The 25,768-nt window shown below is 67.6% G+C and carries 23 protein-coding genes; 13 read left to right on the plus strand and 10 right to left on the minus strand.

The genetic code is table 11. The annotated features are described in order from the left end of the window. Positions 1 to 34 precede the first annotated feature (34 nt). On the plus strand, positions 35 to 685 hold the full coding sequence (locus C457_RS09270) for a helix-turn-helix domain-containing protein (RefSeq protein ID WP_008093983.1): 651 nt from the start codon (positions 35 to 37) through the stop codon (positions 683 to 685). 15 nt (positions 686 to 700) lie between these two features. Here the strand turns inward: C457_RS09270 and C457_RS09275 are convergent, their stop codons facing one another. Then, entirely contained in the window at positions 701 to 1,102 is a 402-nt protein-coding gene (locus C457_RS09275; protein ID WP_008093985.1) for a VOC family protein, read from the minus strand. Between the two features lie 368 nt (positions 1,103 to 1,470). On the opposite strand from C457_RS09275, the gene C457_RS09280 reads away from it, so the two are divergent. Continuing rightward, entirely contained in the window at positions 1,471 to 2,604 is a 1,134-nt protein-coding gene (locus C457_RS09280; RefSeq protein ID WP_008093987.1) for an MFS transporter, read from the plus strand. A 102-nt stretch (positions 2,605 to 2,706) separates the two neighbouring features. Here C457_RS09280 and C457_RS09285 read toward each other — a convergent pair whose 3' ends face one another. The 8 genes from C457_RS09285 to C457_RS09320 all read right to left on the minus strand — a co-directional run bounded on the left by C457_RS09285 (position 2,707) and on the right by C457_RS09320 (position 10,382). Further along, complete coding sequence (locus C457_RS09285; protein ID WP_008093989.1) at positions 2,707 to 3,237, minus strand: 3-isopropylmalate dehydratase small subunit; 531 nt, start codon at positions 3,235 to 3,237, stop codon at positions 2,707 to 2,709. Continuing rightward, positions 3,234 to 4,547, minus strand: a complete 1,314-nt coding sequence (locus C457_RS09290) for a 3-isopropylmalate dehydratase large subunit (protein ID WP_008093991.1) — start codon at positions 4,545 to 4,547, stop codon at positions 3,234 to 3,236. Before C457_RS09290 ends, C457_RS09285 begins: the two co-directional genes overlap by 4 nt. Position 4,548: 1 nt before the next feature. Continuing rightward, positions 4,549 to 5,508, minus strand: coding sequence for a hydroxymethylglutaryl-CoA lyase (locus C457_RS09295; RefSeq protein ID WP_008093993.1), 960 nt, complete (start codon positions 5,506 to 5,508; stop codon positions 4,549 to 4,551). Continuing rightward, positions 5,505 to 6,710 carry a CaiB/BaiF CoA transferase family protein gene (locus C457_RS09300; protein WP_004978204.1) on the minus strand — a complete coding sequence of 402 codons (1,206 nt, stop codon included), beginning with the start codon at positions 6,708 to 6,710 and terminating at the stop codon, positions 5,505 to 5,507. The genes C457_RS09295 and C457_RS09300 overlap by 4 nt, the downstream gene beginning before the upstream one ends. A gap of 167 nt (positions 6,711 to 6,877) precedes the next feature. Beyond that, positions 6,878 to 8,284 (minus strand): dihydroorotase, encoded by a 1,407-nt coding sequence (locus C457_RS09305; RefSeq protein WP_008093994.1) that lies wholly within the window; start codon positions 8,282 to 8,284, stop codon positions 6,878 to 6,880. Continuing rightward, entirely contained in the window at positions 8,281 to 8,940 is a 660-nt protein-coding gene (locus tag C457_RS09310) for an isochorismatase family protein (RefSeq protein WP_008093995.1), read from the minus strand. Before C457_RS09310 ends, C457_RS09305 begins: the two co-directional genes overlap by 4 nt. Positions 8,941 to 9,006: 66 nt before the next feature. Further along, positions 9,007 to 9,984, minus strand: coding sequence for an LLM class flavin-dependent oxidoreductase (locus C457_RS09315; RefSeq protein WP_008093996.1), 978 nt, complete (start codon positions 9,982 to 9,984; stop codon positions 9,007 to 9,009). Continuing rightward, positions 9,981 to 10,382, minus strand: a complete 402-nt coding sequence (locus tag C457_RS09320) for a nuclear transport factor 2 family protein (protein WP_008093997.1) — start codon at positions 10,380 to 10,382, stop codon at positions 9,981 to 9,983. The genes C457_RS09315 and C457_RS09320 overlap by 4 nt, the downstream gene beginning before the upstream one ends. Positions 10,383 to 10,615: 233 nt before the next feature. Here C457_RS09320 and C457_RS09325 point away from each other — a divergent pair, with 233 nt between their 5' ends. The 9 genes from C457_RS09325 to C457_RS09365 all read left to right on the plus strand — a co-directional run bounded on the left by C457_RS09325 (position 10,616) and on the right by C457_RS09365 (position 20,674). Next, positions 10,616 to 12,049 (plus strand): FAD-dependent oxidoreductase, encoded by a 1,434-nt coding sequence (locus C457_RS09325; protein WP_008093998.1) that lies wholly within the window; start codon positions 10,616 to 10,618, stop codon positions 12,047 to 12,049. A gap of 111 nt (positions 12,050 to 12,160) precedes the next feature. After that, positions 12,161 to 13,483 (plus strand): ABC transporter substrate-binding protein, encoded by a 1,323-nt coding sequence (locus tag C457_RS09330; protein WP_049913466.1) that lies wholly within the window; start codon positions 12,161 to 12,163, stop codon positions 13,481 to 13,483. 93 nt (positions 13,484 to 13,576) lie between these two features. Next, positions 13,577 to 14,542, plus strand: a complete 966-nt coding sequence (locus tag C457_RS09335; protein WP_004978186.1) for a branched-chain amino acid ABC transporter permease — start codon at positions 13,577 to 13,579, stop codon at positions 14,540 to 14,542. Continuing rightward, complete coding sequence (locus tag C457_RS09340) at positions 14,539 to 15,615, plus strand: branched-chain amino acid ABC transporter permease (protein WP_008094002.1); 1,077 nt, start codon at positions 14,539 to 14,541, stop codon at positions 15,613 to 15,615. Before C457_RS09335 ends, C457_RS09340 begins: the two co-directional genes overlap by 4 nt. Then, positions 15,615 to 16,406, plus strand: a complete 792-nt coding sequence (locus C457_RS09345; protein WP_004978182.1) for an ABC transporter ATP-binding protein — start codon at positions 15,615 to 15,617, stop codon at positions 16,404 to 16,406. The genes C457_RS09340 and C457_RS09345 overlap by 1 nt, the downstream gene beginning before the upstream one ends. Next, entirely contained in the window at positions 16,399 to 17,103 is a 705-nt protein-coding gene (locus tag C457_RS09350) for an ABC transporter ATP-binding protein (protein ID WP_008094004.1), read from the plus strand. The genes C457_RS09345 and C457_RS09350 overlap by 8 nt, the downstream gene beginning before the upstream one ends. Position 17,104: 1 nt before the next feature. Continuing rightward, a complete protein-coding gene (locus tag C457_RS09355) occupies positions 17,105 to 18,433 on the plus strand; it encodes an MmgE/PrpD family protein (RefSeq protein WP_008094006.1) in 1,329 nt (442 codons plus the stop codon). Positions 18,434 to 18,460: 27 nt separating this feature from the next. Continuing rightward, positions 18,461 to 19,834 (plus strand): MmgE/PrpD family protein, encoded by a 1,374-nt coding sequence (locus C457_RS09360; RefSeq protein WP_008094008.1) that lies wholly within the window; start codon positions 18,461 to 18,463, stop codon positions 19,832 to 19,834. Between the two features lie 69 nt (positions 19,835 to 19,903). Beyond that, positions 19,904 to 20,674, plus strand: coding sequence for an IclR family transcriptional regulator (locus C457_RS09365; protein WP_004978172.1), 771 nt, complete (start codon positions 19,904 to 19,906; stop codon positions 20,672 to 20,674). Positions 20,675 to 21,340: 666 nt separating this feature from the next. On the opposite strand, the gene C457_RS09370 is transcribed toward C457_RS09365, so the two are convergent. Next, positions 21,341 to 22,429: a guanosine monophosphate reductase gene (locus tag C457_RS09370; RefSeq protein WP_081909256.1), complete on the minus strand. Its 1,089-nt coding sequence runs from the start codon at positions 22,427 to 22,429 to the stop codon at positions 21,341 to 21,343. Positions 22,430 to 22,846: 417 nt separating this feature from the next. Between C457_RS09370 and glmU the strand changes: the two genes are divergently transcribed. Next, positions 22,847 to 24,094: a bifunctional sugar-1-phosphate nucleotidylyltransferase/acetyltransferase gene (gene glmU / locus C457_RS09375; RefSeq protein ID WP_008094012.1), complete on the plus strand. Its 1,248-nt coding sequence runs from the start codon at positions 22,847 to 22,849 to the stop codon at positions 24,092 to 24,094. Between the two features lie 130 nt (positions 24,095 to 24,224). Continuing rightward, complete coding sequence (locus C457_RS09380; protein ID WP_008094014.1) at positions 24,225 to 25,622, plus strand: response regulator; 1,398 nt, start codon at positions 24,225 to 24,227, stop codon at positions 25,620 to 25,622. Positions 25,623 to 25,768 lie beyond the last annotated feature (146 nt).

Consider the following 25,768-nt stretch of genomic DNA (forward strand, 5'->3'; position numbering starts at 1 on the left):
GATTTATATATTCGTGCCGAGCCTTGGTCCGCGCATGTACGAGGCGAACCTCCGAATCAGGGACGACAGCGCCTACGCGGCGGCGACGGCGGGCAACGCCGCGAGCGTCGAACTGTGGTGCAACGAGCACTGCGACATGCTCCACGTGAGCGGCGGGGTCGGAAGCGACGTGCTCGACCGCGTCGACGACACCGTCGGCGTGGCGGCGTCGGTCGAGCGCGGCGACGAACTCGTCGTCGTCACCGCCGACTGCCTCCGGGACCACGAGATAGACCACATCGAGGGCTACGTGCGGAAACACGGGCTACTGCTCGTCCCGCCGCTTCGCTACCGCGGCGGCGCGAAGGTCTGTCGCCTGCTCGCCGTCTCGGCCGACGACCTGACGGCGTGCTTCCGCGACCTCGTGGACAGCGGCTTCGACGTGAGCGTCGAGTCCAAGCGCGCGGTGTCGTTCGCCAGCGGGAGCGGCCCGCTTTTGGCCCCCGCCGACGCGATGCCCGAGCTCACCGGCCGCCAGCGCGAGGCGCTGCGACTGGCCCACGCCGGCGGCTACTACGACCTGCCGCGCGGCATCGAGACCGCGACCATCGCCGACGAGATGGGCGTTTCGCGGCGGACCGCCGAGGAACACCTGCGCCGGGCGGAGCGAAAAGTGATGGACTCGGTCGCGCAGTACGTACTGTAGTGCGGGAGAGGAGACTCAGTCGTCGTCAGGCGCGGCTTTCAGTTCCAGCGTGTAGCCGAAGGGATCGGTGACGTACATCGCGGGCGCGACGCCCGTCGCCCCGAGGGGTTCGAGTTGGCGGTCGATTTCGACGCCCGCAGCGTCGAGGTGCCCGCGGAGTTCGTCGATGTCGTGGGCGAACTCGATGGCGACGTGGTCGAAGGCGGTCTCCGTCGGCGGTTCGAAGTTCTCGGCCGGTCGGAGGTGGATGACGCTCGCCGGGGTGAGTCGCACGGAGAAGAAGGGCTTTTCGCCCGACTCGTACAGGTCGCGGTTCTCGATTTCGAAGCCGAGCGCGTCGCGGTAGAACTCGACCGCGGCGTCGAGGCCGTCGGTGGGGATGCGGAGATTCACGTGGTCGATTGCCGTCGCGTCCATGCCCGGACCGTCGCGGCCGCGGGTGGTAAAAATTTGTGCGGCGACCATCGGGGACGGGGGCGCTGAACCGAGAGAATATAAACTGTATAAAGTTTAAAACTGTACAATTTCTAAAAATTGTAAAATTTGTAAAAATTATGTTGTTTGGGCGGCTATTATAGCGTTTTTATTTCCGTTTATCTCCCTCAGACCATTCAGTATAAACTAATATTTGTTTACGAGTTACTCAGCGCCACGGGAAACCGCGACGCCGACAACCGGAACCGGCGTTCCGCAATCGTAACCCATTGGTAGCAGGTCGGTGTACGGAGGGTGTGAACCAACAGCCGACATCCGACGAGCGCTTGCTTGCGGGCTACCCGGGTCGGATGTTAGTCACCGTGTCGCTAGCGTGGGCGGTCCTCCAGACGGGTCGGTTTCTCTTGTCGCCGCTGCTGCCGACTATCATCGAGGAGCTACAGATAACGGAGGCGACCGCCGGTATCGCGCTGGCGCTGTTTCAGGGCGTCTACGCCATCACCCAGTACCCCGGCGGCGAGTACTCCGACCGATGGACCCGGACGACGCTCATCGTCCCCGGACTCGGTATCCTCGTCCTCGGGTTCGCCACGTTCGGCCTCGCGGGCGGTCTCGCGGGCTTCGTCGCCGCCGCGGTCATCACGGGACTCGGGAAGGGGCTGTTCGCCATCCCCTCGCGGGCGCTCCTGTCGGACCTGTTCGTCGAACGCCGCGGCCGGGCGCTCGGCCTCTACGCCGCCGGGACCGACCTCGGCGGCCTCGTTTCGTCGGGGCTCGCCATCCTCGCGCTGACCTACGCCACGTGGCGGACGCCGTTCCTCCCGGTCGCCGTCGCCCTCGCGGGGCTCACCCTCCTCTACGCGCTCTGGTCGAGAGACGGCTACGCCGTGGGGTCGCCCGAACTCCACGTCTCGGGCACGCTCCGACGCCTCTTCGCCAGCGCCGAACAGCGCCGGACGCTCCTCGCGTTCGGGCTGTTTTACTTCATGGTCGGCGGCTTCATCAACTTCTTTCCGACCTACCTCATCGAGGCGAAAGGTTTCGACCAGCAGTTGGCGAGCGCGACGTTCGCCATCGTCTTCGCCGTCGGCATCACCATCAAACCCGTCGCCGGCGGCCTGAGCGACCGGTTCCGCCGCGAGTCAATCGCTGTCGTCGGGATGCTCGTCGCCGCGGGGGCGCTCGCCGTCCTCTCGGCCGTGGAGGCGCGCCCGCTCATCTACGTCTCCGTCGTCGCGCTCGCGGCCGGCTACAAGACGGAGTTCCCCCTCGCGGACGCCATCATCATGGACAACGCGCCCGACGCCGACCGCGGAGCCGACCTCGGGGCCGCGCGGGCGCTGTTCCTCGGCGCGAACGCGATTGGACCGGCGTACGTCGGCATCGTCGCCACCTACGCGAGCTACGTCGCCGCGTTCGCGGGGCTCGCGGTCTGTCTCGTCGTCTCAGCCGGCCTCCTCTACTGGGACGCGCGGAAGCGGTGAAAAGCAGAAAGCGAAAACCGCATCGGAACGGCGTTCTCGGGTGTCTCTGTGCGGTCGTCGGTCGGTGCGGCGGAAGCGGTATGACGTGAGCCGAGTGCTCGCTCAGCGGTCGAGTTTCGCCTTCGTGTAGGCTTTCAATCCCCCCTGTTCGACGAGCGACTGGAGGAACTCGGGGAGCGCCTCCGCCTCGTAGGTTTCGTCTCGCGTGTGGTTCGTCACGACGCCCGCGTCGAGGTCGACGTGAATCTCGTCGCCGTCCTCGATGACGTCCGCGCCGGGGCAGATGAGCACCGGCAGGCCGAGGTTGATGGCGTTGCGGAAGAAGATGCGCGCGAACGACTGCGCGACGACCGCCGAGACGCCCGCGCCGACGAGCGACAGCGGCGAGTGCTCCCGCGACGACCCGCTGCCGAAGTTCTCGCCGGCGACGACGAAGTCACCGGGTTCGACCGACTCGGAGAACTCGGGTCTGAGGTCCTCGAAGGCGTGGGTGGCGAGTTCGTCGGGGTCCGACGAGACGATGAAGCGCGACGGCGTTATCTGGTCGGTGTCGATGTTGTCGCCGAAGACCCACGCGCGACCGGGTTCGGCGGGGTCCGGGCGGCCGCCGTCGCCGGCGAACGCGTCCGTCATGGCAGCACCTCCGCGAAGACCGTGTCGTCGTAGCGTTTCGTCTCGACCTCGCGGGGGTCCGTGATTTCGCCGTACAGCGCGCTCGCGCCGACGGTCGCCGGACTCGACAGGTAGACCGACGACTCCATCGACCCCTCGCGGCCGGGGAAGTTCCGGTTCGCCGTGGCGAGACAGACGTCGCCGTCGCCGAGGACGCCCTGATGGTAGCCCGCACAGGGGCCACAGCCGGCGCTCTGGATGACCGCGCCGGCGTCGGTGAGCGTCTGGAAGACGCCCGTCTGGAGCATGTGCTGGTAGACGGACTTCGAGGCGGGGACGACGACCATCCGGACGTTCGGGGCGATGGTCTCGCCCGCGAGGATGTCCGCGACGATTTTGATGTCTTCGTACCGGCCGTTCGTGCAGGTGCCGACGAACAGCTGGTCGATTTCGGTGCCCGCGACCTCGGTCACGTCGACCGCGTTCTCGGGGTTCGACGGCTTCGAGACCTGCGGGGCGAGGGCGGCCGCGTCGTAGCTGTGGACCGCCTCGTAGTCGGCGTCGTCGTCGGAGACGAACGCGTCGTCGAGGTCGATTTCGGTGCCGATCTGGCGTTCGAGGTACGCCTCGGTCCGCTCGTCGGGCGCGACGAGGCCCGTCTTGCCGCCCATCTCGATTGCCATGTTCGACAGGACGAGGCGCTCGTGAATCGGGAGCGACTCGATGGTACTCCCGGCGTACTCGGCGGCCATGTAGGTACAGCCGTCGAAGCCCACGTCGCCGATGAAACGCAGGATGAGGTCCTTCGCGTAGACGCCGTCCTGGAGGTCGCCGTCGACCTCGAAGCGCAGCGTCTTCGGGACGCGGAACCAGAGTTCGCCCGTCGCGAGCGCGGTCCCGAGGTCGGTCGAGCCGACGCCGGTCCCGAACGCGCCGATACCGCCGTAGGTCGTCGAGTGAGAGTCCGCACCGATGACGAGGTCGCCGGGACCGACGAACCCCTCCTCGACGAGGACGGCGTGGCAGATGCCGTCGCCCACGTCGAACTGGTGCGCGCCGTGTTTCGCCGCGAACTCGCGGACTGCGTTGTGGTTGTTCGCGGCCTGCACCCCGTCCGCGGGGGCGTGGTGGTCGATGGTGAAGACGGTCCGGTCGGGCGCGAACAGTTCGCCGTCGTCGCCCGTCACCTCGTCGAACGTCTGGAACGCGAGCGGCCCGGTGATGTCGTGGGCCATCGCCACGTCCACGTCGGCTTCGACGTAGTCGCCGGCGCGGGCGTCGGTGCCGGACTTCGCCGAAAGCAGTTTCTCCGCGAGAGTTTTTCCGGACATCTCAGTCCTCCTCCCCGTCGGCCGCGACGGTGTCGAGGACGCCCTCGACCGTGCCGCCGGCGAGGACGTGACTCGTCAGACCGAGGCCCAGTCGGTCGGACACGTCGTGGGCGGCCGCCTCGATGCGGCCGAAATCGACCCCGTGACCGACGCCCATGCGTTCGAGCATCTGGACGAGGTCCTCGGTCGGCGTGTTGCCGACGCCGGACATGTCGCCGGGGAGGACGACGCCGCCGCCGAGGCCGCAGACCGAGGCGTCGAAGCGGTCGACGCCGACGGCCATCGCGGCCAGCGTGTTGGCGAGGCTCATCCCGTTCGTGTCGTGGAGGTGCAGGCCCATGTCGAGGCCGGGGTGGGCCTCGAACGCGGCGGTGAAGCGCTCCGTGATTTCGACCGGGTTGGCGAGGCCCATCGTCGTCGCCAGCGTCACCTCGTCGACGCCGGAGTCGACGACGCTGTCGACGACCGCGAGCGTCTCCGTCGGGTCGATTGCGCCTTCGTAGGGGCAGTAGAAGCTCGTTCCCATCCCGGCTTCGACCTCGATACCGTGGTCGTGGGCGAGTTCGACGATGTCGTCCATCTCCGCGAGCACCTCCTCGCGGGTGCGGTTCTGGTTTTTCCTCGTGTAGGTCTCGCTCACCGTGACGAGCGCGTTCACCTTGTCCACCTCGGCCTCGACGGCGCGCTCCATGCCCCGGAGGTTGGGGACGAGCGCCCGGTAGGTCACGCCGTCGCGGCGGGTGATGCGCTTCGCCACCTCGTCGGCGTCCCGCAGGGTCGGGACGGCCTTCGGGTGGGTGAACGAGGAAATCTCGATTTCGTCCACGCCCGTCTCCGAGAGGGCGTCGATTATCTCGACTTTCTCGTCGGTCGGGACGAACTCGTCGAGGCGCTGGAACCCGTCGCGGGGCAGCATCTCGACGACGTGGACGCGCTCCGGAAGCGAGTCGAGGAGGCTCATATCACGTCCTCCGCCTCGAGGTCCGAAAGCACCGACTCGTCGTAGCCGAGTCGGTCGCGGTAGACCGCGTCGTTGTGTTCGCCGAGCGACGGGCCGAGGTGGTCGACCCGACCCGGCGTCTCCGAGAACTTCGGGAAGGCGTTCTGCACGACCGCCTCGCCGAGGTCCGGGTCGTCGACCGTCAGGAACGCCTCGCGCGCCGCGTAGTGCTCGTCGTTGAGGATGTCCTCGACGTTGTACACCGGCGCGAGCGTCGCGTCGGCCTCCTCGAACGCCGCGAGCACCTCCTCGCGGCTGTGGTCGTCCATCCAGCCTTGGATGATGGCGTCGAGTTCGTCGACGTGCTCCAGTCGGTCCTCGTTGGTCTCGAAGCGCGGGTCGTCCTTCAGGTCGGGCCGGTCGATGGCGTCGAAGGTCCGTTCCGCGAGTGGTTGCGCGCTCGCGGAGATGGCGACCCAGCGGTCGTCGCCCGTCCGGTAGACGTTCCGCGGGGCCGACGAAGTCGAGCGGTTACCCGACCGCGATTCGATTTCGCCGAGTTGGTCGTAGCGGAGCGGTTGCGGGCCGAGCAGGCCGAAGATGGGTTCGATGAGGCTCGTGTCGATGTACTGACCGCCGCCGCCGTGGACGTCGCGGTGGTAGAGCGCGAACATCACCGCGAACGTCGAAAACAGCGCCGCGATGTTGTCGGCGAGGCCGGTCGGCGGGAGCAGCGGGGGCGAGTCGGGGAAGCCGTTGAGGTAGGCAAAGCCGGACATCGCCTCCGCGAGCGTCCCGAAGCCGGGGCGCTCGGAATACGGGCCGGTTTGGCCGAAGCCGGACATCCGGAGCATCACGAGGTCGTCGTTGACATCTGAGAGCCGCTCCCAGCCGACGCCCCAGCGTTCGAGCGTGCCGGGTCGGAAGTTCTCGATGAGGAGGTCGGCCTCGCTCACGAGGTCCTCGAACACCGCCGCGCCCTCCTCGGTGGAGATGTTCAGGGTGATAGACTGCTTGTTCCGCGAGAGGTACTTGTGCCAGAGGCCGACGCCGTCTTTCTGTGGGCCGAAGCGGCGGATGTGGTCGCCGAACGCCGGGTGTTCGATTTTGATGACCGTCGCCCCGAAGTCGGCCATGAAGCGGCCGACGGTCGGGCCGGATATCATCGACCCGGCTTCGAGGACGACGAGGCCGTCGAGTGGTCCGTTCGTGTCGTTCGTCATGTCGTGTGTGTCTTCTCGTTCTGTGTCGCGTGTGGTGGTCGTCAGGTGGTGCGTGTGCGTGTCCGCGTGCCCGGTCGTCTGTGCGGCAGGTCGGGCCGCGCGCCCCGGGCTCCCGCGTGGCCGGTCAGTCAGCGTCGTCGACTCCCTTTTCGGTCGCCACGGCCGGTTCACACCGGCCGGTCGATGTGAGTGCCGTGGCCCTTCGTGCCGACTATCTCGCCGTCGTCGTAGGCGAGTTCGCCCTTCACGACGGTCTGGGTCGGCCAGCCGGTGACGTCTCGACCTTCGTAGGGGGAATAGCCGCTGACGCTGTGTAACAGTTCCGGCGTGACCGTCTTCGTCTCGTCGAGGTCGACGACGACGAGGTCGGCGTCGCTCCCGACTCTGACCGTGCCTTTCTTCGGGTAGCAGTTGAACGCCTTCGCCGCGTTGGTGCTCGTCACCTCGACGGCGCGTTCGAGCGAGATGCGGCCTTCGTTGACACCTTCCGAGAGGATGAGCGGGAGCATCACCGGCGTCGAGGGGAACCCGAGCAGGCTGTCGCGGATGCCCTCGCCGAACTTGTTCTCCGCGAGGTTGGCGCAGTGGTCGGTGCCGATAGTCGAGATAGTGCCGTCGGCGAGGCGCTCCCAGAGCGTCTCTTGGTCGGCTTTCGACCGGACCGGCGGGTTGACTTTCATGCGCTCGTCGCACTCCTCGGTGGTGAGCGCGAGGTAGTGGATGCACGTCTCGCCCCACGCCCGGTAGCCCGCGTCGTGGAGCGCGGCGAGTTCGTCGGCGGTCCCCCCGGCAGAGATGTGGACCGCGTAAAAACGGTCGTCGTAGCCGTGGACCTTGGCGAGCGCGGCCCCGGCGACCATGCTCTGGGTCTCGGCGTAGCCGGGGAACTCCTCGACCATCACCTCGTAGCCCTCGTCGGCGTCGGCGTCGGCGTCGGTGTCGTCGGACTCGGAGGTGACGTAGACGTTGCCGCCGGCGAGCGCGTTCGTGATTTCGACGTTCTCGGAGTGGTAGCCGAGCGTGGTCGGCACGTCCTGTTCGGCGAGTTTCCGGATGAAGGCGTCGCCGAAGTCGTCGTGCATGTCGCAGTCGACGCCGAACTTCTCGCGGGCGGCGTCCTTGTAGTTCATGTACCACTTGAACGTCGTGATGCCGAACTCCTCGATGATGGCGGGAATCTCCTCGACGTGCTCCATCGAGAGCAGGCCGAGCGAGAAGAAGTAGTCGTGGTAGTAGTTCGGCTCCGCCTCGTCGAAGTAGCCCGGCATGATTTCCTCGTAGGCCCCGGCCCGGCGGAAGTAGTTCCCGATGGTGGTCACGCCGCCGACGAGGTCGGACTTGGACTCGGACTCGGCGTCCGCCTCCAGCCCGCGGTAGATGCCGTGGTGGGTGTGCGGGTCGATTGCGCCCGGAAGCACGTGCTTGCCCGTCGCGTCGATTTCCGTCTCGCCCGAGAGCGTCCCGGGCGCGGCGATGGCGGAGATGGTCTCGCCGTCGGCCGCGACGTCGGCTTCGAAGGTGCCGTGTTCGGGGGTGACGACGGTGCCGTTCGAGATGACGAGGTCGTGGGTCATAGCGTCTCGACCCACTCTTCGACCGCCTCGGTCTCGAGCACCTCGGCGTACTTCATCCACAGGTCGAGGAGGCCGATTTTGTGCGACGCCTCGATGCGGTCGAAGATGCACTCCTGCGGCAGGACGACGCTGAAGCCGTTCTGCTTGGCGTCGACCGCGGTGGCCCGGACGCACCCGCTCGTGGAGTTGCCGACGATGATGACCGAGTCGTGGCCGCCGCGGACGAGCCGCGAGAGCAGGTCGGTCCCGTAGAACGCCGACGCGTAGGACTTGTCGACGACGGTGTCGCCCTCCTCGGGCGCGACCGGGTCGACGATGTCGAGGTCGGGGTGGTCGGGGTCGTCGTAGCTCGACGGGACGACCCGCGTGTACGTCACCGGAAGCCCCTGTTCCCGCGCGAAATCGAGGAACGGGTCGATGTGCTCGATGGCGTCCCACGCGATGTCGCCCATCGCGGTGCGGTACTCCTCGATAGCCTCGAGGATGGGGACGTTCTCGCCGACGATGAGCCGCTGCATGTCGATGACGAGAACCATCGGGTTCTCGCCCATGCCGCGGGACTCCCACGACGAGGCGCCCTCCTTGTCGTAACCAGCCTTCGTGATGACCTGTTTATCCTGTTCAGATAGCAGGTCCTCCCAGATACGGTCTGTCATGACTCGCTTCGCCTGAGATGCGGTGGCATCCAGCATAAAAGTACGGCACGGTTCGCCGGGGTCATGTTACGGGGCGAACACCTCCAGCGTCCGCGCCACCCACTCGCGGTCGACGCCGGCGGGCGCGCGGACGACCGGGAGGTCGACGCCCATCTCGCGGAGTTCGGCGAGTCGCCCCCGCGCGTCGTCGGGCGTGCCGACGAGCGCCACGAGGTCGAGGAAGTCGGCCGAGAGTTCGCGCGCCCCCACCTCGGTCGTCGGCGCGGCGCGGACCGCCTCGACCTCGTCGCCGAAGCCGGCCTGCTCGGCCGCGCGGTCGTAGTAGCCCGGCACGTCCCGCAGGTAGTAGGCGACGTGTTCGGCCGCCGCCCGGCGCGCCTCGTCGGGGTCGTCGTGGACGGCGGTGAGGACGTACATCGCCACGTCCACGTCGCTCCGGTCGCGCCCGGCGCGGGCGGCCCCGGTGTCGAGCCACTCCAGCGCCTCCTCGAACTGCGGGCGGGGGTAGAGGTTCGGGAGCCAGCCGTCGGCGACCTGCCCGGTGAGTCGGACGTTCGCCGGCCCGAGCGCGCCGTTGTAGATGGGTATCTCCTCGCGGACGGGTTCGAACGCGTCCCAGAAACTCGTGCGCTCGGGCGAGAAGAACTCCCCGTCGAAGGAGTCGGCGTCGCCGCGGAGGTAGCGCCGCACGAGTTCGACGTACTCGTGGAGGCGCGACAGCGGACGGTCGAAGGGAACGCCGTGGAACGTCTCGACGACGCCGGGGTGGGCGACCCCGAGGCCGAGAATCGCGCGACCGTCCGAGTGGTCGTCGAGGGTCGCCGCGGCCGCCGCGAGCGCCGCCGGCGTCCGCGAGAACACGTTGACGATGCCCGTCGCGAGGCCGATTTCGTCGGTGTGGACGGCCCAGCGTTCGAGCTTTCCGAAGGCGGTTTTTCCCTGCCCCTCGGCGGCCCACGCCGACTCGTAGCCGAGTTCCTCGGCGCGGACGACGAGGGAGGGGTCGTCGCGGAGCGCGAAGAGGACCGCGGTTCGGTCGCTCATTCCTCCGCCGGGACTGCGGCCGCGTCCTCGACCGGGACGACGCCGTCGACGGCGAGGTCGTTCCAGATGTCGAGACGCTCGATGAGGCCCCGGCGAACGACGTAGATATCGACGTAGCGAACGTCCGAAAACTCCGCGCTGTCGTTGTCGACGCCGTAGAGGGACCCCGTGCTCACGACAGTGTCGCCCGCCTCTATCCAGCGGTCGAACTCCTTGGCCGCCCACTCGTACCGCGGTTCGAGGTGCGCGAGGAAGTCGTAGGCCGCGGTCGGTCCCTCGAAGGTCGCACCCGGCAGGGAGATGACGGCGTCCTCGGCGAACAGGTCTCCGACGGTGTCTCTGCGGTCGTCTTCCATCCGGTCGAAGAACTCCTCGACGATGTCTCGTGGCGAGTCCATGCGCTATGCGTGTTCTCAACCCACATAATTTTTCACTCCGATATTCCTGACTATCTGTTATTCCTGAACGTCCGAGACGGAGCAACAGCGGACGACGCAACGGCGAACGATGATGCAATAGCGAGCGATTCTACTCACGCACGCACCACTGAGACCGGCGGAATCGGAAGGTTCGTTGGGACCGCCACCGCCGGAGGCGGTAGTTTTACGATAGAGTCTACCTAGCAGAGTGCATGGACGAACTAGCCCGGCGGACGCCGAGCGACGGCGTCACCGAAGTCGTCTCGGCCGACGACATCGAGTGGGATATCGACACGGACGTGCTCGTCGCGGGCGGCGGGGGGACCGGCCTCGTCGCCGCGCTCGCGGCCAGCGAGAACCCCGACGTTCGCGTGACGGTGCTGGAGAAAGCGCCCGAGTGCGGCGGGAACACCTCGCTTTCGACGGGGATGATTCCCGCAGCGGGGACGCGACTCCAGCGCGAGGCGGGTATCGAGGAGACGCCCGCCGACATGGCCCGCGACATCTTGGAGAAAAACGATTACGAGGCCGACGAGGAGCGCGTGCGGTACCTCTGCGAGGAGAGCACGAACCTCATCCACTGGCTCGTCGACGACTGGGACGTCACGCTCCACGTCGTGGACGACTTCAAGTACCCCAAGCACTCCGAGTACCGGATGCACGCACCGGAGGGTCGAAACGGCGAGAACCTCGTCGCCGAACTGGTCGAGCGCGTCGAGTCGACGCCGAACATCGAACTCCTGACGAACGCGCCCGTGAAGCAGCTCGTCGCCGACGACGGCGCGGTCCGGGGCGTCGTCGCCGGCCTCGGCCACGACGAGGCCATCGAAGCCGAGAAGGTCATCCTCGCCACCGACGGCTTCGCCGGCAACCGCGAGATGGTCACCGACTACTGCGAGGAGGACATCGAGCGGGCGCTGTACTTCGGCGCTGACGGCAACACCGGCGACGGCGTCCGCTTCGGCGCGGAACTCGGCGGCGAACTCGCCTGCATGGACGCCTATCAGGGCCACGCGACGGTGGCGAGCCAGACGGGGATGCTCTCGACCTACGCGGTCACGATGAACGGGGGCATCCTCGTGAATCGGGACGGCGAGCGGTTCGGCGACGAGTCCGCGGGGTACAGCGAGTTCGCCATCTCGGTGCTCAAACAGCCCGGCGGGCAGGCGATTCAACTGTTCGACGAGCGCATCTTCGAGCGACTCCGCGGGCAGTTCGAGGACTTCGACGAGGCCATCGAGCAGGGGACCTACCACAGCGACGACTCGGTCGCCGACCTCGCCGCGCGACTCGGTGCCGACGGCGAGCGCGCCGCGGAGACGGTCGCCGACTACAACGGGGCCGCCGCGGCGGGCGAACCGGACGAGGTGGGCCGCGTCGACGGCGCGAACCCGCTGGAAGCGCCCTTCTACGGGACCAAAGTCACCGGCGCGCTCTTTCACACGCAGGGCGGGCTCGTCGTCGACGAAGACGGGCGCGTCCTCCGAACCGACGGGAGTACGGTCGAGAACCTCTACGCCGGTGGTGGCACGGCCTGCGGTATCAGTGGCCACGGCGCGGGCGGCTACCTCTCCGGCAACGGGCTGACGACCGCGCTCGGCTACGGCCGCCTCGCCGGCATCCACGCCCGCGAGTCGCTCGACTGACGCGCCGACTCAGCCGACTCGACCGGCTCGATGCGGGAATATCTTCGGAACGTGACAACACGAGTACGATAGCATTTATTACAATTGGCACCAACCTCGTGATTGATTGCCATGGGTAAGACTCTCAAGTCTTCGACGAGCAACAGGCGGCGCTTCCTCAAAGCAACGGGTGCGAGCGTCGCGGCATTGACATTAGCCGGCTGTGCGAGCGACGACGCCGGAAACGGCGGCGGCGATTCGGGCGGCGACTCCGGCGGTGACTCGGGCGGGTCCGGCGGCGACACGGGCACCACGACGGGGACGCCCGAGCAGTCCGTCGACGAGGTCATCATCGGTTCGAACCACCCGCTTTCGGGCAGTCTCGCCGCGACGGGCGTCGGGATGAGCAACGCCATCAAACTCGCCGCGATGCGGAAAAACGAGGAGGGCGGCATCGAGTCGCTCGACGGCGCGGAAGTGACCGTCATCGAGGGCGACAACCAGGGCGCACAGGAACTCGGCGGACAGGTCAGCGAGGAACTGCTCAGCGAGGGCGCGCACGTCCTCACCGGCTGTTACTCCTCGCCGGTGACGACGGCGGCGACGCAGGTCGCAGAACGGCAGGGCGTCCCGTTCGTCATCTCCATCGCGGCGGCGGACAACATCCTGCAGGGCCGCGACTTCAACTACGTCTACCGGCCCCAGCCCCCGGCCCGCCGGCTGGCGAGCGACTACGCGGACCTCGTGCCGTCGGTCATCCGCGACGGCGGCGGCACCATCGACACGGCGGGGCTGTTCTACATCAACAACAGCTACGGGCAGGCGATTCGCGACAGCCTCCGCGAGTTCCTCCCCGAGCAGAACGTCGAAATCGTCGAGGAGACGGCCATCGAGTTCGGCGCGTCGAACGCCAACACGCAGGTGTCGCGGCTCCGGAGCGCCGACCCCGACACCATCATCGCCACGACGTACGTCGCCGGCGGCGTCCTGCTCGCGCAGGCGCTGCAGGACCAAGACTACCGGCCGCCGTATCTGACCGCGTCCGCGTCCGCGACGTTCACCGACGACGACGCCGTCAGCGACATCGGCGAGTTCGCAAACGGCGTGCTGGACAACAACTACGCGCTGAACCCGACGGTCGACAAGACCGCCGAGGTCCGCTCGCAGTTCCTCGACAACTACGACCAAGAATTCTCGGCGTCGGTCGGGATGGCCTACACCGCGGCCGAGGTCATCATCCAGGCGGTCGAAGAGGCCGGCAGCGTCGAGCGCGACGACATCAACGAGGCGCTCAAGAGCCTCAGCTACGAGGACCACATCTCCGCGATGGGCGCTATCGAGTTCGACGACCAAGGCGAGAACGTCAACGCGCTCGGCCCGGTGAACCAGGTTCAGGACCTCTCGGTCAAGGTCGTCTACCCCGAAGAGTACGCGGAGGCCGACCCACAGGTCTGACCGCGACCCTCGCGCCCGTCACGTCAACGAACCGTCCCGAAAGATAGCCACCTTTTATGGGGGTTGCCAACAATTCCCGAGCGTAGAAACCGCATGGGACACCTAGTCACATCGGTCGCGCCGCTGCCGCTGCAGGGCGGTGGCCTCGGCCGATTCATCGACCCGTTCGTACAGTTCCTGACTGACATCACCAACCTGGAGCCCGTCCTCCTGCAGTTGCTCGCGTTCGGCCTCCTGCTCGGGGGCGTCTACGCGCTGACGGCGCTCGGACTGACCATGATATTCGGCGTGATGGACGTCATCAACTTCGCCCACGGCGTCTTCCTCGTCGTCGGGATGTACTCGGTGTGGTTGGTCTCCGAGATGGCGGGTATCAGCCCGTTCCTCGGCATCCCCATCGCCGCCGCCGTGCTGTTCGTCCTCGGGGTGGTCGTCCACGTACTCACGGTCGAACCCATCATCGAGGCCCCCCAGCAGAACCAGCTCATCGCCACGCTGGGCGTCCTCTTTATCATCCAGTCGGCCATCGAAATCGTGTTCACGCCCGACCCCCAGCAGGTCGAACTCTCGCTCGGGTCGATACAGGTCGGCGGCGTCTTCATCCCGCTCGGACAGTTCTACGCGCTCGTCATCGCGCTCGGGACGATGCTCGCCGTGCGGGCGTTCCTGAACCGGACCGACCTCGGCCGGAAGATTCGCGGCACGGCCGACAACCGCGACGGCGCGCGCTACGTCGGCATCAACGTCCGCCGAATCAACTACCTCACCTTCGGTATCGGCGCGGCGCTGGCCGGCGTGGCCGGCGGCTCCATCGCGCTGTTCCAGCGGTTCGACCCCTTCACGGGCGAGACGTACCTCATCAACGCCTTCGTCATCGTCATCCTCGGCGGCCTCGGGTCGTTCCCCGGCGCGTTCGTCGGCGGCCTCATCGTCGGGATGATTCAGGTGTTCGGGGGCTACTACCTTCCCGGGACCACCGCGCAGGTGCTCATCTTCCTGCTTTTCATCGGGACGCTCCTCGTCAAGCCCGAGGGTCTCTTCGGAGGTGCTGAGGCGTGAGCGCCATCGAGACTGTCCGCGACCGCTACCGGACGTTCGACGACCAGCGGTACGCCCCGCTGGTGAAGGGCGTCGGGCTGTTCGGCCTGCTCGCGGCGCTCCCGACGATTATCGAAATCGACGTCGCCGGGATGGAACTCGCGGCGCTGTTGAGCCTGAAAGTGCTCATCCTCACGGTCATCTACGCCTACACGGCCCAGGCGTGGAACATCATGTCCGGCTACACCGGGCAGTTCTCCTTCGGGCACGCGGCGTTTTTCGGCATCGGCGCGTACGCCACGCAGGCGCTCGTCGTCGACGCCGCGGTGAACCCGTGGATCGGAATGCTCGTCGGCGGCGTGCTGGCCGGGGCCTACGGGCTCATCATCGGCGCGCTCTCGTTCCGCTTCAAACTGCAGGGCCACTACTTCGCGCTGGCGACGCTCGCGTTCGCGGAACTGCTCCGCTTCGTCGTCACCAACATGTCGGAGCTCCGCGGGGCCAACGGCTACTTCAAGGCGTTCCCGCGGGACTACGGCGCGGAGTACGGCCTCGTCGCCTTCCAGTTCCAGAACGACCTGCCGTACTACTACCTCATCGTCGGCTTCCTGCTCGTCGTGACGCTCGTCTCGTGGCTCATCAAGAACTCGTGGGTCGGGCTGTACTTCTTCGCCATCCGCGAGGACGAGCGGGCCGCCGCCAGCGTCGGCGTACCGAGCTTCCGATACAAGCTCATCGGCGTCGCTGTCAGCGCCTTCTTCACCGCCCTCGGCGGTGCCTACTGGTCGATGTACTTCAACACCATCCGCCCCGACACCGTGTTCGCGCTGTTCAAGAACGTCGAACTGCTCCTCCCCGCCGTCGTCGGCGGGCCGGGGACGCTTCTGGGCCCCATCGTCGGCTCGTTCATCGTCACGCCGGTCAGCGAAATCGCGCGGACGACGTTCTCCGACATCAACGGCCTCGACCGCATCATCTACGGCGCGTTCCTCGTGGCCATCGTCATCTACTCGCCGCGCGGCGTCGTCAGTTGGCCGAGCCAGGCGCGCGCGCTCTGGGAGCGCGTCCGCGGCGACGAGGAGGTGAGCGAGTGATGTCGGCAGACGAGACGAACGCGCAGAGCGTCGACGACGCGGACGCCGACATCGACCGCGACGGCGAGCAGATTCTGTCGGTCGAGGGCGTCGGCAAGCGCTTCTCCGGCCTGCAGGCGCTCGACGACGTGGACATGACCGTCAACCGCGGCGAGATTATCGGCCTCATCGGGCCGAACGGCGCGGGCAAGACCACGCTGTTCAACTGCATCAGCGGGGCGTTCCCGCCGACGAGCGGGACCGTCAGGCTCGACGGCGAGGTCATCTCCGGCCTCCCGGCGCACAAAATCGCGCGGGCGGGGCTGGCGCGGACGTTCCAAATCACGCGCCCGCTGGAGGAACTGACCGTCGTCGAGAACGCGATGGTCGGCGCGCACATCCACACCCGCCGCCGGGGCGAGGCGCGCGAAATCGCCATGGAGACCCTCGAATTCGTCGGGCTCGCGGACAAGGCCGAAGAGGAGGCGGGCGAACTCACCGTGGGCGCACAGAAGCGCCTCGAACTCGCCCGCGCCGTCTCGACGCGGCCGGAAATCCTGCTCCTCGACGAGATTATGGCGGGGCTCACCCCGTCGGAGTCGAACCAGATGCTCGACCTGTTCCGCCAACTCCGCGAGCGCGGGACGAGCCTCCTCATCATCGAACACGACATGAAAGCCATCATGAACATCTCGGACTACGTGAAAGTGCTGGACCAAGGGAAGGGCATCGCCTTCGGCGCGCCCGAGACGGTGGTCGAAGACGACCGCGTCATCGAGGCCTACATCGGGGGGTTCGACGTCGATGCTTGAACTGAGCGGCGTCCGCGCGGGCTACGACGACATCGAGGTGCTCCACGGCGTCGACATGCACGTCGACGAGGGCGAAATCGTCGCGCTCATCGGCTCGAACGGCGCGGGCAAGACGACGACGATGCGCACCATCTGCGGCATCCTCTCGCCGAGCCGCGGCGAGATAACCTACCGCGGCGAGGAGATTCACTCGAAGGCGTCCCACGAAATCGTCGAGCGCGGCATCGTGCAGGTCCCCGAGAACCGCGACCTGTTCACCAACATGACCGTCATCGACAACCTGCTACTCGGCGCGCAGACCGAGGAGGCGAAGGCGGACCGCAAGGAGAACCTCGACGAGATGCTGGAGCTGTTCCCCCGGCTCGCGGAGCGCAAGAACCAGCGCGCCGGCACCATGTCCGGCGGGGAACAGCAGATGCTGACCCTCGCCCGCGCGCTCATGGGCGAGCCCGACCTGCTCATCCTCGACGAGCCCTCCATCGGCCTCGCGCCGCACCTCGTTCAGGAGGTGTTCGACGTCATCGAGGACATCCACGCGCAGGGCATGACGGTCCTCATGGTCGAACAGAACGTCCAGCAGACGCTCAAGCTGGCCGACCGGGGCTACGTCATGGAAAACGGCCGCATCAGCATGACCGCCGACGGCGACGAACTCCTCGAAGACGAGGGCGTCGTCGAGGCGTACCTCGGGGTGTGAGATGACCGACGAAGCGCTCGCGTCGTTCGTGTCTGACCTCGACCGGGGCGACCTCCCCGCGTCGGTCGCCGACCGCGCGTCCCTCGTCGTCGCCGACACCATCGGCGCGGTGCTGGGCGGCGCGTCGGACCCCGCGGTCGCCGCGCTGGCGCGCCGGTGGGCCGACGAGAACGGCGGCGAATCGACCATCATGGGGACCGCGGGCGAGCGGACCTCGGCGTACCGCGCCGCGTTCGTCAACGCGGCCGCCGGGAGCGTCCTCGAACTCGACGAGGGCCACCGCTTCGCGGCCGGCCACCCCGCCATTCACGTCCTCCCCGCGCTCCTCGCGGACGGCGAGTCGGCCTACCGCAGCGGCGACGAGTTCCTGACGGCGTTCGTCGCCGGCTACGAGGCGGCGGTCCGCGCCGCCGAGGCGGTTGTCCCGCTCGCCGACGGCCTCCACCCCCACGGCGTCTGGGGCGGCGTCGGGACCGCCGCGGCCGTCTCCCGGCTCCGCGGCCTCGACGCCGAGACGACGCTCGACGCGATGCGCATGGCGGCGAACTACGCCCAGCACACCCGGTTCGAGGCGGCCACCGAGGGCGCGACCGTCAGGAACGGCTACGTCGGGATGAGCAACCTCTCGGGGCTCCTCGCGGTCGACCAAGCCGAATCGGGGTTCACCGGCCTCGACGACGGCGTGGTCCGACACCTCGAACCCGTGGCCGCGGACGGCCCCGACCGGAGCGCCCTCGCCGACGAACTCGGCGAGCGCTGGGAAATCGAGCGCGGCTACTTCAAGGTCCACGCGGCCTGCCGCTACACCCACGCCGCCCTCGACGCCGTGGCGCTCCTCGTCGACGAGGCGGGCGTCGACGCGGCCGACATCGAATCGGTCACCGTCGAGACGTACCCCGCCGCGGCGGCGCTGTCGGACCCTGCACCCGAGAACGCCCTGCAGGCGAAGTTCTCCCTCCCCTTCGCCGTCGCCTCAGCGCTGACGGCCGGCGAGACCGGCAAGGAGGCGTTCACCGACGAGGCGCTGACGAAGGCCACGCTCGGGTTCGCCCGACGCGTCGACGTGGTCGCCACCGAGGAGTTCGCGGCCCGCGCCCCCGACGAGCGCGGCGCGCGCGTCACCGTCGGGACGGGCGACGGCGAGCAGTACGCCCGCGAGGTGCGCGCCGCCCGCGGCGGCGAACGCGACCCCTTCACCGAATCGGAACTCCGAGCAAAGTTCGACCGACTCGTCGCGCCCGTCATCGGCGACGGCGGCGTCGACGGCCTCTGGACCGCGGCGACCGAACCCGCCGCCCCCCGCGTGCTCTGCGCCCTCACTCGGGCCTGAGCACCCGTTCGACCACGCATTCAGACCATGATTTCACAGGAACCAGTCCGAGACTGGGAACGACAGGTGCACCGCTTTCTGACCGACGAGATACCCGAGGACGTGCGCGCCGACGGGGCGCGAATCGTCGCGGACGTGCTCGCGGCGACCGTCGCGGGGGCGGCCGCGCCACAGCACGCGGGCGTCTTCCGCGACGCGGCGCTGGCCGACGGCCCGGCGTCCGTCCTCGGGACCGACCGACGCGTCGACCCGTCGCAGGCGGCGCTGTTGAACGCGACGGCGGCGATAACACAGGAGATAGAGGAGGGCCACAACCGGGGCGGCCACGTGGGCGCGAGCATCGTCGCGGGCGCGGTGGGCGTCGCCGAGGCCCACGACGTTGGCGGCGAGACGTTCGTGGACGCCTGCGTCCGCTCCTACGAGCTGTGCGCGCGCTTCGAGTACGCCATCTTCGCGATGAAGGCCCGGATGAACGAGGCGATTCCGTGGCTCGTCCGCGACCCGCACTCGACGTGGACGACGCTCGGACCGGCGCTGACCGCCGCCGTCTGCGCGGGGCAGTCGCCCGACGAAGTGCGCGAGACGGTCCGGACCGCGCTGAACCTCGCGGTCGTCTCCATGCACGACCCCTTCGCCGAGGGCGCGCCGTCGCGGAACGTCACCGCCGGCTTCTCCGCGCAGGCCGGCGTGAGCGCCGCGGCGCTGGCCGCCGCCGGACTCCGGGGGTCGCCCGCCGCGATGGAGGCCGTCTACGACCCGTTCGAGACGCTCCTCGGTGACGGCGAGTTCGCCGCCCTCTTCGACTCGCTCGGCGACGACTGGTGGATTACCGAGGCCTACCAGAAGCCGTACCCGTCGTGTCGCTACACTCACGCCCCGCTCGACGCCCTGCGGGACGCCGGCGCGGACGACCTCACGCCCGCCGACGTGGACCGAATCGACGTGTACACCTACCGCAACGGCGTCGATATGAGCCACGCGCGCCCCGAGACGCTCACCGCAGCGAAGTTCTCGACGCCGTACGTCCTCGCCCGCTGGGTCGCGGACGGACGGGTCGAACTCGACCACTTCCTCGACGACGCGCTCGGCGACGAGACCGTACAGGCGCTCACGGAGCGCGTCCACCTGCACGCGGACGAGGCGTTCGAGCGGGCGTTCCCCGACGACTGGGGCGCGCGCGTCGAAGTGACCGCCCGTGACGGAAGTCGCTATGTCGGCGAGCGCGAGTACCCCCGCGGCGACTACCGCGACCCGCTCTCGGGGTCCGACCTCGCCTCACGCAACCGCGACCTGCTCGCGTTCGGTCTCGGCGACGACGCCGCAGACGAGGCGCTCGGCGCGCTCTCGGCGGTGGATTCGAGTCCGGTCCGCGAGACCGTCGCCGCGCTGACACGGGGCTAGCCCGAACGCTCGTTCGGGTTCTCCGAACGAAACGCCAACAATTATTACCGCACTCAGTCATTGATAACTATGAACACGGACGGGCGCGAGACGGCCGGGACAATCGGCGCTACGAAAACGTCGTTCGGTATCGTCGAACACATCAGAGACCACGACGCGAGCGGGGTGTCGGAGATAGCGAACGACCTCGGCATCTCGAAGAGTACGGCCCACAACCACCTCAAGACGCTCGCGGAGCTCGGCTACGTCGTCAGGCAGGGCGACGAGTACGCGCTGGGCCTGAAGTTCCTCGACCTCGGCGACCACGCACGGACGCGACACGCGCTGTACCACGCTTCCATCGGCGAGATGGACGACCTCGTCGAGGCCGTCGGCGAGCGCGGACAGGTGATGGTCGAGGAGAACGGCCGCGGCGTCTACATCTATCAGGTAAAATCCGAGCAGGGCCTCCAGACCGACTCGCACATCGGCACGACCGTCGACCTCCACACCACGTCGGTCGGCAAGTCCTACCTGGCCTTCTGCGACGAGGAGCGTCGAAACGAGATTCTCGACGGCGAACTGACGCGGCTGACGACGAAGACGATAGACGACCGCGACGCCCTCGAAGCCGAGTTGGCGACGATTCGCGAGCGCGGCTACGCCTTCAACGACGAAGAGCGCATCACCGGCATGCGGGCGGTCGGTGCGCCGATTCTCTCCGACGACGGGACCATTCTCGGCTCTATCAGCGTCTCCGGTCCCACCACGCGGATGAAAGGCGAGTGGTACCACACGGAAGTGCCGGAGATGGTGACGCAGGCCGCCCGCGTCATCGGCATCCGCGCGACGTACTCGTAATCGTCTCGCAGTGGCGAACGTCCGTTCGGCTGTGCTGTATTTCGTGCGATATTTGACGGTTGACGTGCTCGACATCCGGTGTCCGGAGACCGAGTCGACCGAGCGCGGAATCAAATTACACACATACGCTTGTAACGCACTTCCGAGAGAGCCGGCTCCGACATTCGTAACACGGGGCGACTATCTCGCGAGGCGGTGGCTTCGAGGCGAGTCACTTCCGGCAGACATATAAGAAAAACGAGTACAGCAGAAACTTTGATAATTCTTCTCACCGCGGGCATCAAAAACGCGAGAAGAGCGGGCCAGTCAACCGTAGCAACACGACTGAGACCGACGGAAGAATCATGTTCGTCAACCTGAGATAATCGCCTCAGACGACCTTCAAACGGCGTTATTGTGGCATTGAGTCCACGACAGCATCACTGGTTCATCCCCGTATATTAGACGCTGAACGTCCGTTCGATTCGCTTCGTCACGCGGCCAGTCATGGGTAGACGGGTAAATAAGTAAATCAACATATATGTAGATATGTCGGGCAAAACTGTTGTGTCCGGTTCGGCTCCGGCGACTGCCGAGAGGGGACGCCGCGGGGTCGAGAGCGCCGCCGCTCGAAGCGGTCGGCTGGGCGGGGACCGCGCGTGTCCCGGTCGCCGGCCGCGGAGCGAGTCAGTCGGCCATCGGGGCCTGCAACTCGCGTTCGACCTCGTCGTCGACCTCGACGGGACCCTCAGCGAAGACGACGCCGTGGGCACCCTCTCGCTCCTTCGCACTCGCCGCGACGCGGACGAACGACGCCTTCTCGCGGGCGTCCGGGATAGTGTGACCGCCGCAGTAGCTCACACCCGAGCGAACCCCGCCGAGGAACTCCTCGACGAGCGGTTCGACCGGCCCCTTGTGGGGCGTGAGCGCCTCGACGCCCTCGCCCGCGTCCACGTCGCTCTGTTTGTCGTCGCGGTCGTCGGCCGCCTCCGTCGAGGCCATCCCGCGGGAGCGCTTGTACGTCTCGCCGTCGACCTCGACCACGTGGCCCGGTGCCTCGTCGGTGCCGGCGAAGAAGCTGCCCATCATGACGGTGTCCGCACCGGCCATGAGGGCCTTCGCGGCGTCGCCGGAGGTCCGAATCCCCCCGTCGGCCATGACGTGGATGCCGAGGTCGTGCGCCCGCTCGGCGCACTCCGAGACGGCCGTGAGCTGCGGATAGCCCGCGCCCGCGACCTCGCGGGTCGTGCAGTGCGAACCCGGTCCGACGCCGACTTTCACACAGCCCGCGCCGGCCTCCCAGAGGTCTTCGACGGCCGCCGGCGTGACGACGTTACCCGCGACGATTTCGGGGTCGAACTCGTCGCGAATCCGTTCGACAGCGTCCAGACACCGCTCCATGTGACCGTGAGCGATGTCCATGACAATGGCGTCGGCGCCGGCGTCGAGGAGCGCCTCGGTCCGGTCGAGGTAGTCCTCGTTGATGCCGACCGCGCCCGAGACGGTCCCGCCCGCCTCGGCGACGCGGCGGACCTGTTCGGCCTGCTCGTCCACGTCGAGGAAGCGGTGGACGACGCCGAGGCCGCCGAGGCCGGAGAGCGCCGCCGCGAGGTCTGTTTCGGTGACGGTGTCCATAGCCGCGCTGACGAGCGGCGTGTCGAGGCGCAAGCCCGGCGTCACGTTGGTCGAGAGGTCCACGTCGCTCCGGCTGTCGACCGGGGAGCGCTGTGGAACCAGCAATACGTCTCCGTAAGAGAGTCCTGTGCGAATCTCCATCGTAACCCTCCACAGCCGAAGGGTGGGACGGTAATAACGCCCACGAACGCGGTTCACGTCGCCGCGGAACGAAACTATTACGCGCTGGCGCTCGTCTGTTCACTAACACACGGCGCCGCGTCTCGTGCGAATCTCCAACCCATCGTAACCCCAAGACGTTCGCCGTTCGCGGGCCGTGTGGTTCGAACCGTCCGCGAGCGACAGCGTCGCGCGGGAGCGGAGTATCGAAGTCGAATTCGGGGCAGGGTTCGAAAGCGTTTTGTCAGACTGATATTGACAGATAGCTGCCGTACCGACCGCACCACCTCGAGTCGGTCACGGTAGGTGGACCAGAGGCAACCCACAGCGTCGCGATTGGTCCCTGTCTCGTACTTCGCGGACCGAAGGAATTTCTTCCGGGGAGTTCCTTACGCAGGTATGCAGACTGTCATTCTCGCCGCCGGCCGCGGCACCCGGATGCGTCCGCTCACGGACCGCCGACCCAAGCCGATGCTCCCCGTGGCCGACCGGCCGCTCGTCGCGCACACCGCCGACGCCGCCGTCGAGGCGGGCGCGACGGACATCACGCTCGTCGTCGGTTACGAGGCCGATGACGTGCGCGACTACTTCGGCGACGAGCGCGCCGGCGTCCCGGTCGAGTTCGCCGTGCAGTCGGAACAGCGCGGGACGGCCGACGCGGTCCGCGCCGCGGCCCCCCATCTCGACCCCGACGAACCGTTCGTCGTCCTCAACGGCGACGCACTGTACGACGTGCCGTCGCTCTCGACGCTCTACGAGGGGACGCCCGCGGTCGGGTCGTTCCGCGTCGACGACCCGAGTTCCTACGGCGTCCTCGACACCGACGACGAGGGCTTCGTCACCGGGGTCGTCGAAAAACCCGAACACCCGCCGTCTGACCTCGTCAACGCCGGCGCGTACGTCTTCCCGGCCGAGGCCCACGGCTGGCTCGACGTGGACGAGAGCGACCGCGGGGAACTGGAACTGACCGACGTGCTCGCGGCGACCTGCGAGGCTTACGACGTGCGCGGCGTCGCCTTCGACCGCTGGCTCGACGTGGGGCGACCGTGGGAGCTTCTCGAAGCCAACGAGTGGAAACTCGGCGAACTCGAGCCGCGAATCGACGGCGACGTGTCCGAGCGCGCCGAACTCGACGGGCCGGTCGTCGTCGAGGAGGGCGCGACGGTTCGCTCCGGCGTGGTCATCGAGGGCCCGGTGCTCGTCCGCAGCGGGGCCACCGTCGGACCGAACGCCTACGTCCGCGGGCACACGCTCGTCGGCGAGAACGCCAAGGTCGGCCACGCGGTCGAGGTGAAAAACAGCGTCCTGATGGAGGGCGCGACGGTCGGCCACCTCTCGTACGTCGGCGACAGCCTCCTCGGCCGCGACGTGAACTTCGGCGCGGGGACCAAGGTCGCGAACCTCCGCCACGACGGCGAACCAGTCCGACAGATGCTCAAGGGGGAACTCGTCTCCTCGGGTCGCCGGAAGTACGGCGTCGTCCTCGGCGACGAGGTGAAAACCGGCATCAACGCCTCGCTGAACGCAGGCGTCAGAATCCCGACCGGCGGCACGGTCAAGCCCGGTGAGTCCGTGCTCTACGACCGCATCGACGAGCGCGGCACGGCGGACAAGACGGACGAGGCGGACGAGGACGCGATGGACTGAGACTCACCGGCCGGCGAAGACTGACCGAGACGCGACGAAAACCGCCCCGGCCGTCCGATTCCTGATATCTGAAAGACACTTAATCTGCCAAACAGTTATCAGACACAACAGCGAAGACTCACGACAGTACATGGACGGGACCGAGGGGGAGTCACCGACGATACGCGTGCTCTACGTCGACGACGACGAGGGGCTGTTGGCGCTGACGAAGCGGTTTCTCGAATCGACCGACGACGGTATCGAGGTCGAGACGACCGACTCGCCGCAGCGGGCGCTGGCGCTCCTCGAAAGGGAGTCGTTCGACGCGGTCGTCTCCGACTACCAGATGCCCGAGATGTCGGGCCTCGAACTCCTGTCGGTGCTCCGTGACGAGCGCGGCTCCGACATTCCCTTCGTCATCTTCACCGGGCGGAGCCGCGAGGAGGTCGCCATCGAGGCGCTGAATCTCGGCGCGGACAGCTACCTCCAGAAGGGCGGCGACCCGACGGCGCAGTACGGTGTCCTCCGGCAGACGCTCGTCAGAATCACGGAACACAGGCGCGCGGAGCAGCGCCTCCGGGAGCGCGAGGCGCATCTCCGCGTCACCCTCGACTCCATCGCCGAGGGCGTCGTCGCCACCGATGCCAGCGGGACGGTCACCCAGCTGAACCGAACGGCCGAGGACAGAACCGGCTACGACGCCGACGCCGCAGTCGGCAAGCCGCTTTCTGACGTGTTCCACCTCGTCAACGCGGAGACCGGCGAACGCATCGACCCGCTGCAGCGCGTCGCCGAGGCGGGCGGGCCGGTCGAACTCGGCGCGGGAACGAAACTCGTCACGAGCGACGGCGACGAACGGTACATCGAAGACAGCATGTCGCCCATCAGGACCGACGACGGGGAAGTCGAAGGGGTCGTCGTCGTGTTCCGCGACGTGACCGAGGCTTACCGCGAGCGGGAACGGCGAGAGCGCCAACGGCGGGCGCTCATCGACCTCGCGACCGACGAGACGGTCATCGCGGGGTCGTTCGAAGACGCCCTCCCGCGCATCACCGAGACGATGGCGACGGTGCTGAGCGTCGAGCGGGCGAGCGTCTGGCTGTTCGACGACGCCGAGACGCTCCGCTGTGTCGACCAGTACGACCAGGTGTCGGGCGGGCACACGGCCGGGGCGACGCTAACTGCGTCAAACTACCCGTCGTACTTCGAGGCGCTGGAGGCGAATCGGTCGCTCGGCGTCGACGACGTTCAGACCGACCCCGCGACCGCCGAGCTACGGAACGGCTACCTCGAACCGAAGGGCATCACGTCGATGCTCGACGCGACGGTCAGGTCGGGCGGCGAAGTCGTCGGCGTCGTCTGTCACGAACACGTCGGCGAGCCGCGGCAGTGGCGGACCGACGAACTGCGATTCGCCGCGGAGGTCGCCGACAACGTGGTCATCGCGCTCATGCGGGCGACCGACGTCGACGCGCTCCCGGCGAACGACGAGGGGGACGGGACGGGAGAGGCGAACGCAGACGAGAGCGCTGACGAACACGGGGAGTGAACCGACCGCCGCACGGGTCGACCCGCCCGAGTCGGCCGACTCCGGGTCTACTTTTCGTCCGTTCGGAATCCCATCCGGTCAGTTCTCGTGACCGAATTCGAATATCGAACCCCCGATTCGGGCCGGGGGTTGAAAAACGTCGATTC

The organism is Haloferax prahovense DSM 18310 (assembly GCF_000336815.1).
GTDB classification, from domain to species: domain Archaea; phylum Halobacteriota; class Halobacteria; order Halobacteriales; family Haloferacaceae; genus Haloferax; species Haloferax prahovense.

What these genes read in the sequence shown, in the direction of transcription:
- C457_RS09270 (WP_008093983.1), top strand. Translation starts at nt 35, where the DNA reads ATGTACGAGGCGAACCTCCGAATCAGGGACGACAGCGCCTACGCGGCG.
- C457_RS09275 (WP_008093985.1), bottom strand. Translation starts at nt 1,102, where the DNA reads ATGGACGCGACGGCAATCGACCACGTGAATCTCCGCATCCCCACCGAC.
- C457_RS09280 (WP_008093987.1), top strand. Translation starts at nt 1,471, where the DNA reads ATGTTAGTCACCGTGTCGCTAGCGTGGGCGGTCCTCCAGACGGGTCGG.
- C457_RS09285 (WP_008093989.1), bottom strand. Translation starts at nt 3,237, where the DNA reads ATGACGGACGCGTTCGCCGGCGACGGCGGCCGCCCGGACCCCGCCGAA.
- C457_RS09290 (WP_008093991.1), bottom strand. Translation starts at nt 4,547, where the DNA reads ATGTCCGGAAAAACTCTCGCGGAGAAACTGCTTTCGGCGAAGTCCGGC.
- C457_RS09295 (WP_008093993.1), bottom strand. Translation starts at nt 5,508, where the DNA reads ATGAGCCTCCTCGACTCGCTTCCGGAGCGCGTCCACGTCGTCGAGATG.
- C457_RS09300 (WP_004978204.1), bottom strand. Translation starts at nt 6,710, where the DNA reads ATGACGAACGACACGAACGGACCACTCGACGGCCTCGTCGTCCTCGAA.
- C457_RS09305 (WP_008093994.1), bottom strand. Translation starts at nt 8,284, where the DNA reads ATGACCCACGACCTCGTCATCTCGAACGGCACCGTCGTCACCCCCGAA.
- C457_RS09310 (WP_008093995.1), bottom strand. Translation starts at nt 8,940, where the DNA reads ATGACAGACCGTATCTGGGAGGACCTGCTATCTGAACAGGATAAACAG.
- C457_RS09315 (WP_008093996.1), bottom strand. Translation starts at nt 9,984, where the DNA reads ATGAGCGACCGAACCGCGGTCCTCTTCGCGCTCCGCGACGACCCCTCC.
- C457_RS09320 (WP_008093997.1), bottom strand. Translation starts at nt 10,382, where the DNA reads ATGGACTCGCCACGAGACATCGTCGAGGAGTTCTTCGACCGGATGGAA.
- C457_RS09325 (WP_008093998.1), top strand. Translation starts at nt 10,616, where the DNA reads ATGGACGAACTAGCCCGGCGGACGCCGAGCGACGGCGTCACCGAAGTC.
- C457_RS09330 (WP_049913466.1), top strand. Translation starts at nt 12,161, where the DNA reads ATGGGTAAGACTCTCAAGTCTTCGACGAGCAACAGGCGGCGCTTCCTC.
- C457_RS09335 (WP_004978186.1), top strand. Translation starts at nt 13,577, where the DNA reads ATGGGACACCTAGTCACATCGGTCGCGCCGCTGCCGCTGCAGGGCGGT.
- C457_RS09345 (WP_004978182.1), top strand. Translation starts at nt 15,615, where the DNA reads ATGTCGGCAGACGAGACGAACGCGCAGAGCGTCGACGACGCGGACGCC.
- C457_RS09350 (WP_008094004.1), top strand. Translation starts at nt 16,399, where the DNA reads ATGCTTGAACTGAGCGGCGTCCGCGCGGGCTACGACGACATCGAGGTG.
- C457_RS09355 (WP_008094006.1), top strand. Translation starts at nt 17,105, where the DNA reads ATGACCGACGAAGCGCTCGCGTCGTTCGTGTCTGACCTCGACCGGGGC.
- C457_RS09360 (WP_008094008.1), top strand. Translation starts at nt 18,461, where the DNA reads ATGATTTCACAGGAACCAGTCCGAGACTGGGAACGACAGGTGCACCGC.
- C457_RS09365 (WP_004978172.1), top strand. Translation starts at nt 19,904, where the DNA reads ATGAACACGGACGGGCGCGAGACGGCCGGGACAATCGGCGCTACGAAA.
- C457_RS09370 (WP_081909256.1), bottom strand. Translation starts at nt 22,429, where the DNA reads ATGGAGATTCGCACAGGACTCTCTTACGGAGACGTATTGCTGGTTCCA.
- glmU (WP_008094012.1), top strand. Translation starts at nt 22,847, where the DNA reads ATGCAGACTGTCATTCTCGCCGCCGGCCGCGGCACCCGGATGCGTCCG.
- C457_RS09380 (WP_008094014.1), top strand. Translation starts at nt 24,225, where the DNA reads ATGGACGGGACCGAGGGGGAGTCACCGACGATACGCGTGCTCTACGTC.